Origin of the sequence: Paenibacillus sp. 1-18, from assembly GCF_000520755.1 — a bacterium.
GTDB classification, from domain to species: Bacteria; Bacillota; Bacilli; order Paenibacillales; family Paenibacillaceae; genus Paenibacillus; species Paenibacillus brasilensis.
Map to the genome: position 1 here is coordinate 1 of NZ_ASSB01000215.1, position 10,809 is coordinate 10,809.

Sequence of the window (10,809 nt, forward strand, 5' to 3'; positions counted from 1 at the left end):
TCGCCGCCGCTTGTCGTGCGCTGCGGAATTGGCTGGCCGCGAAGGCCAGCATGACCAGCAGCAGCGCTTCTTTCCCGAGCAGAACGAGTCCATAGGACGTGTTCAGCAGCAAGGAGGGAGCCGGTACGTACAGCACGGCTCCATAGATACCGGTGGCGAGCAGCGCTGCCACCATAGCAATGCCCCCGCCGGCGAAGCGACGCAGAGCTGCTTGTCGCAGAGCTGCCCGCTCCGACACGGGCAGCTCCGAGCCGGCAACAGGCAGGCACACGGTCATGACGGCAAGTGAGCCGATCCAAAAGGCTGACGCCGCCAGGTGGACAAAGTCCGCGGCGATGGCCGGAGCCGAATGGGTAGCCGCTGCCGGGTGGCCGACAAAGGCCTTGGACAGCATGACGCTCAGCGTCAGGATGACAGAGCTGTAGCCCCACAGACGGCGCTGACGAATGGAAATGCTGTGATCCAGCGCGTAAATCAGCGTTACACTCAGCAGCAGTACGAGAACCATCTGGACGAACCAGACTTGTCCTGCCCCTGTAAACTGGAGCGCTTCTCCCAGGATCGAGAATGTAAAGCCCTGCCCGATGGAAACCCCCGCATCCCAAGAGGCCTGAAGCGGCAGACTGATCAAAATGGCGGCAGATGTTATGGCGTAGCCGCTCCATAGCAGCACGGGCCAGCGGGGTAATGTGGCAAAGGAGCGTTGATCAAGCTCCTGCGGTGTCCTTGCTTCCTTGCTATTGCCTTGGCTTAAGCTCGGCAAGATGAACAAACGGAAGCAAAGCGCTCCAAAAAGCAGCGATATTCCTATGTAAAGGAACCACCGGACAGCGATTAAGTCGGGTCGTGATGCTGCTGAGCCTTCAGGCGTGGCAGCTGGGTTGGTATACGCATTGGAGCCGCTACCGACTTGAAAGGGAATGACCCCATTAATCGGATGTCCGTCCGCGGACAATGCTCTCCAATTGACGGTGTAAATTCCACCCTTCATCCCCGGAATCAGTTTGATTTCCATGGTGGCCTTATGTTCCGGGTTGAGCTGTACTTGTCCTGTATCGACTCGCTTGCCTGTTTCATCGGTCACCTTGATCGACATAAAGGCAGGCTGCAAATCCTCATTGAAGGTGATGCTCACCTGTGAAGGCGACTTATCCAAAACCTGATTTTCGGTCGGACTGGATTCAACGACAAATGCATGAGCCCATGATGAGCGAGGAAACAGGATAAGAAGTGGTAGGCACAGCAATAGAAGACAAGCCATACGAGCTGGCCTGGACAGGTACAACATGCTTGTGAAGTCACCTTCTCTCGATTACTTGAAGCGAGGATATCCTCATTTGTATTATTTTATACGGACAAACCCAATCTCTATCTATCATAGTGCATATCGTGTGAATGGATGGAGCGAATTATGACATTTATATGAAATTTGAAATAAATAGCATTTTGTTTTTGCTAATAATGTGAAAACCCCTACCGATTTAGAAATCTGGATGATTTCTGGCGGTAGGGGCAACGAGGGCGAGCCTGTGGGAGACTAGAGTCCAGCTTCCACGGAACCAATAAAAGCAGGTTGCTTGTGTTGAATATAATGGATAAAAATATCCGTTAGTTCAGGATCGAATTGGCTACCCGAGCAGGCGCGCAGTTCTTCAATGGCCTCCTCAAACGTTTTGGTGGGTTGGTAAGGGCGTTCTGACGTCATTGCATCAAAAGAGTCGATAATCGTCAGCATCCGACACAGTCGGGGAATTTGTTCGCCCTTAAAGCCGAACGGATAACCTTCCCCGTCATAGCGTTCATGATGCAGCTCCACAAAAGGAACCAAATCTATGAATCTTTCGTTGGCCTGAATAATTCGTTTGCCCCACACAACATGTGCTTCTACCATCTTCCATTCCTCACAGGACAGCTTCTCTATTTTATTCAGGATATTCCATGGGATTTCGAGCTTGCCAATATCATGAATGAGAGCACCCAGTACAAAACGCCGCTTGTCCTCCGGGCCGAGCTGAAGGACTTCGCTCATGTCTGCTGCATATCTGAATACCCGTTTGGAATGCTTGAAGGTATTAATATCCTTGTACAAAAATAGATTAAGCTGCTGTTCAATATCACGAATATCTTGTCCAAGATCGACTTCACGTTCCACTTCATTTAAACTGCCATGTGTATGAACGATATTTTTTCCCTGCTTCTTGGCATAGTACAATGCTTTATCAGCCAGATCGACCAGCTGTGATTTGTCGTAGATGTCGATGCGGCTTTGTGCAATGCCAGCTGAGAAGGACAAGCAGCCGTGCGGAAAGATTTCCACACCCTCGTAGCGGGAGTCATTTAGTCTTTTGCGCATGGCATTAACAACTTCGTAAGCTTGATCAGCGGTATGTTCAGGCATAAGCAGGGTGAATTCTTCTCCGCCATAACGGGATACAGTGATCTGAGTACCAGAGGTTTCTTTTTTTAGAAAATCACCGAGGAATGCCAGTAGCTGATCGCCTTTGAGGTGGCCAAAGTGATCATTGTATTTTTTGAAATCATCAATATCAATCAACGCTAAACTGAGAGGAGTGTTCTGGGTTCTCGATATATTTAGTTCAGCTTCAAGTGTGTTTTCAAAATAACTGTGATTGTATAGTCCTGTTCTGCGATCCATGTTGGCCTTTTCCTCAATTTCCCGATACATCATGAACATTTGCTTGAACGCGTGAGACAGGAGCATGCTTAGCCCAAGGACCAACAGAAGTCCCAAAATGCCGTTGTAATATATCAACGTGGTCAACACCAGAGACAGGATGAGTGTACATAAATATACGAGCAGGGATTCAGCCAAAAAAGCCTGTTTCAGCTCATTGAAGGACCCTTTGTGTGCGATATAAAAGTAGATCCCAAGAGTAATTGTATTCACCGCAAAGTAGCAGACCAGTGCGAGTAGGTAGGAAGCAAAATGTTCTTGGTTCAAGGCTCCCTGCGTTCCGCCGCTTAGCTCAAATACTGTTGAAGACAGGAAAATGGCAAGTGCATAAATGGAAAAATTGACGGTATGCTTCCACCAGGACAGCTCTTGATGCCGGAATGCGGCAATGATTGAATTGAGTAACAAAATCAGAATGGCAGTTTCAGCGCTGTGCACAAAAATACAAGCAAGATATACTGAGGAATCCATGGACTGCTTGTTACTGGCTGGTGGTAGCTGGAAGGTAAAATGCTCCAGAGTCAGAACTGCTCCCAATAGGGAATAAATCGTGACCCACTCTGTTGTCGAATAGTGGAAAAAGGACCAGTGGTTCGTATACAAGAGGACGATTGCGCCTACCGTACATATGCAAAACACGTATATTCCCGTCGCGGTAACCCGTTCTTGCAGCTTTTTTAATATACTCATCATTTCTTCTCCTGCCTTGTCGTATCTTGATGTCAAAGCTACCAGGGGTGAATGGTTAACTTACAATTTTGTAATCGGAAATTCCACATGAAAAAACAGGCCGGAATCCAGCCTGTTTTGTTGAGCCTGTGCTTCCTTATTTTCTTATCGGTGACTAGCCCCCGATTTTGTAACCGGAAGTCAAAGCGATTACGACAGAAGCGACGATAATAGCATTGATAATCACACGGGAGTATTTCAGGTTCTTCATAGGATTCCCTCCCTTCCTTGGAATAAGTACGCATTAGGCGTGGTGGGGCTTGGTTCCTTGCTGATTATCCTTCTTCTTGTGCACGACCATAACGCTTTGGATAAACAGGAACATCCCGAAGTTCATGACCACATCTCCAATACTAATCACCTGCGTGCGGGGATAGGGCTTGGAGAGAGGGATGATATCACCAAGCAATGATAAATGCGTGCTCGCATCCATCATATAATGCTTCGAGATGATGCTTCCAGATTTAAGCATGTCTGTATAATAGGGACCCAGCACCTCCGAAGCGCTCAACGAGACCGGCATTCTGCCGCCATTCACTGCCATTACGATAAAATTCAACAGTACGCCGATGAAAATAAGCCAGAATCCCTTATGCTGTCTGTTCAACCAGAGAAATATCAATCCAACCACGTAGATGCCCATAAATAGATATCCGTTAATAGACGCTAGCCAAGCCCACTTTTCCTGGGCATAAAAAATCATAAACTGTACCAGCAGCAGGAAGGGGAACATCCAGCCCGCTATGAGGCGAATCTGACTGAAACGGAGCAGACCTTGCCGCCAGCCTCCTCGGAGCAGACCTACAATGAGACCCAGCAGCACTCCATCATAGACCATTTATCATTCTCCAGATTTCATAAATTTTTTGAATGCATGTTTTGGATACAGTATAATTCGACCTGAAATTGGTAAATTCCTGCCTGATATATAGCAGTTTTCAAAAAAAATCGCGGATTAGCGTGTAATTGTTCGAAGCAGGGCGAAATGGATGATATCATAATATATTGAAGTCATATTTTATTTTTTGTGAAAAGGATGATTCTGATTATGAACCGGTTCTCTAATACGGTAATGGTTGCCGCAGATATGACCAAATCCCGGATTTTATGGGTTGCCTTTGTCCTGGGCGCATTGAGTGCTTTTGGGCCCTTGTCCATAGATATGTACTTGCCGTCATTACCTACATTAGCCGACAATCTACATACGACCACTTCGCTGGCGCAGCTTAGTTTAACCGCTTGTTTGCTGGGACTGGCAGTGGGTCAGCTCGTTGCTGGTCCGCTTAGTGATGTCAGAGGCCGCAGAGGGCCGCTGGTCATATCGCTTATTCTGTACGCTGCGGCTTCGCTGCTATGCGTATTGGCGCCTAATATCGGGCTGCTTATTGCGCTTCGTTTTGTTCAAGGGCTCACCGGATCAGCGGGAATCGTAATCTCTAGAGCTGTAGCGCGTGATCTATACTCAGGCAAAGAATTAACGCGCTTTTTCTCATTGCTCATGCTGGTGAATGGCGTGGCTCCCATTGCCGCACCTGTGCTGGGAGGAGTCATTCTGAACTTTGTTTCCTGGCGCGGCGTGTTCATGGTGCTTTGTCTGGTCGGTGTGGCTATGCTGATAGCTGTCGTGCTGGGCTTGCCGGAAACGCTGCCTGTTAATCGCCGCTCATCCGGAGGGCTGAAACAGACGCTGAGTACACTTGGTCATTTGTTTGCGGATCGACGCTTTATGGGCTATGCCTTCTCACAGGCACTCATTACAGGAGCAATGTTTGCGTACATCGCTGGCTCGCCGTTCGTGCTTCAGGATATTTTCGGGGTCTCCCCTCAAACGTATAGCATCATTTTCGCTGTGAATGGCTTGGGAATTGTGCTGTTTTCCCAGCTGACTGGCAGACTCGTGGGCCGCTTCAGCGAGCGCCAGTTGCTCTTGTCGGGTTTGGTGATTGCGGTCGTAGCCGGCATCAGCTTGCTTACCGTGGCTCTTACCGGAGGTCAATTGTTTGCTGTTTTAGTTCCCCTGTTTTTCATCGTTTCCTGCGTGGGGATTGTGAGCACAACGACGACTTCACTGGCCATGCAGAGCCAGCAGCGCTCCGCTGGTAGTGCGTCCGCCATGCTTGGCTTGCTGCCTCTGTTGCTTGGCTCCATCGCTTCACCGTTAGTGGGCTTGGGTAGCGGCACAACGCCTGTACCCATGGCGGTCGTTATCGCTATTGCGGAGATCGGTGCGTTGTTAAGCTTTCTGGTACTTGCGAAGGCCGAACGCTCAAAAGCTTGAAAGAAGATGAACTTGAACTGAAAAACTCCCATCGACTGATACGTGAACCATTTCAGTCAATGGGAGTTTTTTCTGCCGTGCATAACGGGTGTCAATGGGGAGTTATATCCTGATCGTTTGTCTGAAGAGGAAAGAGAAGATTACGAAGCGCATGTGGAGCTGCTCCAGCCATATTTTGATCAGCTTAAATCGCTTGGTAATAATAAATAAGGATAAAATAAGGCGAGCAAGTGACATTTTTCTGGAGTCTTGACATACCCCGTGGGGGTATATTATGATAGGGACATATTAACAAATGCACTATTGATATGAACTACACAGGCATATACACAACACAGGAGGCTGATGTATGGCTGAGAAGCAACCTGTTTCCCACCATGAAGTTCATGAGAATCATTGCGGAACAGATGGAGAAAAGACAGTTAGAAAAAGTCACCATTCGGCAGAATTTAAGAACAGCCTTACATCCCGGTTGAACCGTATTGAAGGTCAGGTGCGCGGAATTAAGGGCTTGATCGAGAAGGATACCTACTGTGATGATGTGCTGAACCAGATTGCGGCTGTTCAGTCCGCTCTGAATGGTGTCGGCAAGCTGCTGCTGGAAGGGCATATGAAAAGCTGTGTCATTGAGCGTATGCAGGCAGGAGAGCGGGAAGTGATCGACGAGCTGCTGGTTACGGTCAAGAAGCTAATCCGTTAAAAGCAATACCCATACACATAATCGGGTACATGAGGTACCCCGGAGGAGGAAAAGATAATGGCACAAGTTACATTGAACGTAGAAGGCATGAGCTGTAATCATTGCGTGAAGGCAGTAGAAGGAGCTTTGGAGAAGGTTGGCGCTTCCGGTAAGGTCAATCTAGAAGCGAAGCAAGTGGCTGTGGAGTATGATGAGTCCAAGCTGAACGTGGAGGCCTTGAAAACTGCGATTGAAGACCAAGGCTATGATGTTGTTTAAGTTTAAGGTGCTTCATGCGTGAAGAGATTTGTTTTAAAGAAGAAGCTTCCGTAGCAGGAGCTTTTTCTTTTGGAATATAATATACCCCTGTGGGGTATGCAGGAGGAGAGCTACCATGGAAAACCGTGCGACCGACGGTGACAAGCAGACAACGCTTCATATTACAGGGATGTCCTGTGCCGCCTGCGCAAGCCGTATTGAAAAGGGACTGAAACGAATTGACGGTGTGGCCCAGGCCAACGTGAATTTGGCTCTGGAGCAGGCGTCAATATCGTATGATCCGAAGCAGGTGGATATCCCTGATTTTCGCGATAAAATTGCTTCTCTGGGTTTTGGAACTGTAAGCGAAGAAGCCAATCTGAATGTGACAGGCATGACATGCGCGGCATGCGCAACCCGGATTGAGAAGGGTCTGAATCGAATGCCGGGTGTGACAGGTGCTACGGTGAATTTGGCAATGGAAACGGCTCATGTCGAATACGCAGCAGGGAGTATTACAGTCGGGGATCTGGTAAGCAAGATTGAGCAGCTGGGCTACGGAGCGATCCCGCAGAGCGCTGATGATCATATAGCAGATGTGCGCAGCAAGGATATCCAGCGTAAAAAATGGAAGTGGATTGTGTCGGCGGTACTGTCGCTTCCGTTATTATGGGCGATGGTAGCTCATTTTTCCTTTACTTCATGGATTTATGTACCGGAATTGTTTTTAAACCCGTGGTTCCAGCTAGTCCTGACAACGCCAATCCAGTTCATTATTGGATGGCAGTTCTATGTGGGCGCATATAAAGCGCTTCGCAATGGAAGCTCAAATATGGATGTATTGGTTGCACTGGGTACGTCTGCGGCTTATTTTTACAGCTTATACCTTACACTGCGACCGTCTACCGTGATGGACAGCATGGGAGGTATAGCAGGGATGCCTGTCATGAAAAGGCCTGAACTGTACTATGAGACAAGTGCGGTGCTGATTACGCTTATTTTGGTCGGTAAATGGTTTGAGGCGGTAGCCAAAGGGCGTTCGTCCGAGGCGATCAAGAGTCTGATGAGTCTCCAGGCGACGACGGCACGTGTGGTGCGTGACGGACAAGAGCTTGATGTACCGATTGAGCAGGTGCGTGTAAAGGATATCTTTATTGTACGTCCCGGCGAGAAAATTCCCGTCGATGGTGTGGTCGTGGATGGACGTTCGGCAGTGGATGAATCCATGCTAAGCGGTGAGAGTCTTCCGGTTGAAAAAGAGGCGGGTTCCCCAGTCACCGGAGCCACGCTTAATAAAAACGGAGTACTTCGTATCCAGGCCGAGCGTGTAGGCGGTGATACAGCGTTGGCCCGTATTATTAAGGTCGTGGAAGATGCGCAAAACTCCAAGGCTCCTATTCAGCGGATCGCGGATCAAATCTCGGGTATTTTTGTACCCATTGTAGTGGCTGTTGCCGTCATGACGTTCCTCGTCTGGTTTTTCCTTGTGACACCGTCTGATTTTGCTGGTTCACTGGAGAAGATGATTGCAGTTCTCGTCATTGCTTGTCCTTGTGCGCTTGGATTGGCTACGCCAACGTCCATTATGGCAGGATCGGGACGTGCCGCAGAATATGGAATTCTGTTCAAGGGCGGCGAGCATCTGGAAATGACTCGCTCGATCAACGCGGTGATATTGGATAAGACAGGTACAGTTACGAATGGCAAGCCGGTGCTGACGGATGTGATTGTAGAAGAGAATAGCTTGGCTGAAACGGATCTGCTGCGATGGCTGGGTGCGGCGGAAAAAAGCTCGGAGCATCCACTGGCGGAAGCCATTGTAAGGGGGATTGCGGATCGCGGCATTGAACTGGCAGAGCCAACAGATTTTGAAAATATTCCGGGTTATGGTGTAAAGGCTCATGTGGAAGGCAAGCAGATACTTGCAGGTACACGCCGATTGATGAGCAGGGAAGGCATTGTGATAGCTGACTCCGCCGAGCAGCATATGAATGAGCTGGAGAACGCAGGGAAAACAGCAATGCTTGTCGCTGTGGAGGGTTCCTATGCGGGATTGGTCGCCGTGGCGGATACGATCAAAGAAACGTCACGTGAGGCCGTTGCCCGTCTGCGGGCGATGAACATTGAAGTCATCATGATTACGGGCGACAATAAACGGACCGCGCGGGCGGTTGCTGCCGAGGCCGGAATTGAGCAGGTACTGGCGGAGGTGCTGCCTGAGGGCAAGGCTGAAGAAGTGAAACGACTTCAGGAACAAGGCTTGGTCGTAGCGATGGTGGGCGATGGTATTAACGATGCGCCTGCGCTGGCTACGGCTAATATTGGGATGGCGATGGGCACGGGTACGGATGTGGCGATGGAGGCTGCCGACATCACGCTCATGCGCGGCAACCTGAACAGCATTCCCGACGCAATCGAAATGAGCCGCCGGACCATGACTAACATACGGCAGAATCTGTTTTGGGCGCTCGGTTACAACGTAATCGGCATTCCGATTGCTGCCTTAGGCTTCCTCGCCCCGTGGCTGGCGGGAGCAGCTATGGCATTCAGCTCTGTTTCGGTTGTGTTGAATGCACTGCGCCTCCAACGGGTAAAGCTGTAATCTTTGCAAAAAAAAGCAACGGCAATGACATTCACGTCCTAGACGTTTGTGCCATTGCCGTTTTTTAATGTTCCGTCCTGTCTCTTTTTAGTCCGCTTGCTGTTTCTTTCGGGGGAAAAAAGCTCCACCTGAGTTCCTTTATTTATTTCCGAATGGACTCGGATGCTTCCGCCATGTACCTCTACAATCCACTGAGCGATGGATAGTCCAAGTCCTGCTCCCCCCTCGGTGCGGGATCTGGCCTTGTCACCACGATAAAATCGGTCAAAGACATGGGGCAGTTCAGCTTCCGGGATTCCACAGCCACTATCTGACACACTAATATATACGGAATGGTTTTGATAGCGTCCAGCCACCTTGATCTGTCCGTTGGGTAGGGTATACTTCAAGGCATTATCCAGCAAGATAGTAAGAAGCTGGCGTACTCTCCCGCCATCTCCCCACAGGAGTAGGGGCTCCTGTAAATCCGTCTGGATATTGATCCCTTTGGTATCTGCCAATAGCCTGAATTGCTCTGCCAACTCCCGTAATAATGAATCCAGCTCGATGGACGAGGGGGCAATTTGCAACTGATTGGAATCAGATCGGGCTAATGTCAGCAGATCCTCCAACAGCCTGCCCATCCACTTGCTTTCTTTTAAAATCACAGCGATATGAGGACTTTCCTCTTCTATGGAATGTGTGGGGTGCCTCAGGAGCATCTCTGTTTGGGCATGGATGATTGCCGTTGGTGTTCGCATCTCATGTGACGCATCTGCAACAAAGCGCTGCTGTTTTTCCCAGGAGTTTCGTATAGGCACAAGCGCGCGTCCGGCCAGAAATATACCCGCAAAAACGAAAATAATCCCTCCGATGACAATTCCTGCAGTGATATCCCACATCAAGGAGTGGAGCGTGCGCTGCACATCTTGCAGACTCTTGATGAGGCAAACTATGATCGGCGTGTTGGAATGCTTGGGTGTGTACATAAATTGAAGAGCCCGATAACTACGATCACCGATGCTCACCGTCTGAATGGTCTGTGCACTAGACTGATCCTTGAACAGACTAGCTACCTCCAAGGGAAATGACTGCCGGGGCATTTGCCCGAGGAACACGTTTTGAGCAGACCAGAACAGGTATATTATTTTCTCATCATGTTCGGGGTCCAAATCATTGGATTGGAGCAGTTCTGCCGGATTGCGAGAGAATTGAAAACGCTTTTGGGCCTGTACCATTACTTCATCCGTATCGTGATATAGCTGGTATTGCATATGAATGTACAGCCAAGTGCCCAATATGGAAAAAACGAGAAGAAAAACGACAGTATTCAGGATAACCAGCCGTCTGCGAATGTTAGTGAACATAAGGCTCCCCCATTAACATATAACCGATTCCACGTACGGTTCGGAGGAGATTATCGGCGTTACGGGCTGCGAGCTTTTTACGCAATAGATGCATATATACGTCGACTGCCGTCGTAGCTGATCCTGAATCAAATCCCCATACCCGGTCAAATATCTGCTCACGGGTTAATATCTGCTCTTTATTACATGACGGATTGTCAAGTCAAGTGCGACAGTTCCTGT

9 protein-coding genes are annotated in these 10,809 nt (G+C 49.1%); 4 read left to right on the forward strand and 5 right to left on the reverse strand.

Going from position 1 to position 10,809, the window contains the following annotated elements:
- From L693_RS0113680 to L693_RS0113695, 3 genes are all read right to left on the reverse strand, one after another.
- Positions 1–1,288, reverse strand: a 1,288-nt coding sequence (locus tag L693_RS0113680; RefSeq protein WP_025717742.1) for a copper resistance CopC/CopD family protein, incomplete at its 3' end; no start/stop codon positions are given.
- A gap of 249 nt (positions 1,289–1,537) precedes the next feature.
- Positions 1,538–3,388 (reverse strand): bifunctional diguanylate cyclase/phosphohydrolase, encoded by a 1,851-nt coding sequence (locus tag L693_RS0113685; RefSeq protein WP_081752143.1) that lies wholly within the window; start codon positions 3,386–3,388, stop codon positions 1,538–1,540.
- A 280-nt stretch (positions 3,389–3,668) separates the two neighbouring features.
- Positions 3,669–4,262, reverse strand: a complete 594-nt coding sequence (locus tag L693_RS0113695; RefSeq protein WP_025717744.1) for a DUF5317 domain-containing protein — start codon at positions 4,260–4,262, stop codon at positions 3,669–3,671.
- Between the two features lie 210 nt (positions 4,263–4,472).
- On the opposite strand from L693_RS0113695, the gene L693_RS0113700 reads away from it, so the two are divergent.
- The 4 genes from L693_RS0113700 to L693_RS0113720 all read left to right on the forward strand — a co-directional run bounded on the left by L693_RS0113700 (position 4,473) and on the right by L693_RS0113720 (position 9,241).
- Positions 4,473–5,702 (forward strand): multidrug effflux MFS transporter, encoded by a 1,230-nt coding sequence (locus L693_RS0113700; protein ID WP_025717745.1) that lies wholly within the window; start codon positions 4,473–4,475, stop codon positions 5,700–5,702.
- A 349-nt stretch (positions 5,703–6,051) separates the two neighbouring features.
- Entirely contained in the window at positions 6,052–6,402 is a 351-nt protein-coding gene (locus L693_RS0113710; protein WP_025717746.1) for a metal-sensitive transcriptional regulator, read from the forward strand.
- Positions 6,403–6,459: 57 nt separating this feature from the next.
- Positions 6,460–6,660: a copper ion binding protein gene (locus tag L693_RS0113715; RefSeq protein ID WP_007428461.1), complete on the forward strand. Its 201-nt coding sequence runs from the start codon at positions 6,460–6,462 to the stop codon at positions 6,658–6,660.
- Between the two features lie 115 nt (positions 6,661–6,775).
- The gene (locus L693_RS0113720) at positions 6,776–9,241 is read left to right on the forward strand and encodes a heavy metal translocating P-type ATPase (RefSeq protein WP_025717747.1); all 2,466 of its coding nucleotides are present in this window, start codon (positions 6,776–6,778) and stop codon (positions 9,239–9,241) included.
- Positions 9,242–9,279: 38 nt separating this feature from the next.
- On the opposite strand, the gene L693_RS0113725 is transcribed toward L693_RS0113720, so the two are convergent.
- Positions 9,280–10,587, reverse strand: a complete 1,308-nt coding sequence (locus tag L693_RS0113725) for a sensor histidine kinase (protein WP_025717748.1) — start codon at positions 10,585–10,587, stop codon at positions 9,280–9,282.
- Positions 10,577–10,759, reverse strand: coding sequence for a winged helix-turn-helix domain-containing protein (locus tag L693_RS29265; RefSeq protein WP_269320847.1), 183 nt, complete (start codon positions 10,757–10,759; stop codon positions 10,577–10,579). The genes L693_RS0113725 and L693_RS29265 overlap by 11 nt, the downstream gene beginning before the upstream one ends.
- Between the last annotated feature and the right edge of the window lie 50 nt (positions 10,760–10,809).

What these genes read in the sequence shown, in the direction of transcription:
- L693_RS0113685 (WP_081752143.1), bottom strand. Translation starts at nt 3,388, where the DNA reads ATGATGAGTATATTAAAAAAGCTGCAAGAACGGGTTACCGCGACGGGA.
- L693_RS0113695 (WP_025717744.1), bottom strand. Translation starts at nt 4,262, where the DNA reads ATGGTCTATGATGGAGTGCTGCTGGGTCTCATTGTAGGTCTGCTCCGA.
- L693_RS0113700 (WP_025717745.1), top strand. Translation starts at nt 4,473, where the DNA reads ATGAACCGGTTCTCTAATACGGTAATGGTTGCCGCAGATATGACCAAA.
- L693_RS0113710 (WP_025717746.1), top strand. Translation starts at nt 6,052, where the DNA reads ATGGCTGAGAAGCAACCTGTTTCCCACCATGAAGTTCATGAGAATCAT.
- L693_RS0113715 (WP_007428461.1), top strand. Translation starts at nt 6,460, where the DNA reads ATGGCACAAGTTACATTGAACGTAGAAGGCATGAGCTGTAATCATTGC.
- L693_RS0113720 (WP_025717747.1), top strand. Translation starts at nt 6,776, where the DNA reads ATGGAAAACCGTGCGACCGACGGTGACAAGCAGACAACGCTTCATATT.
- L693_RS0113725 (WP_025717748.1), bottom strand. Translation starts at nt 10,587, where the DNA reads ATGTTCACTAACATTCGCAGACGGCTGGTTATCCTGAATACTGTCGTT.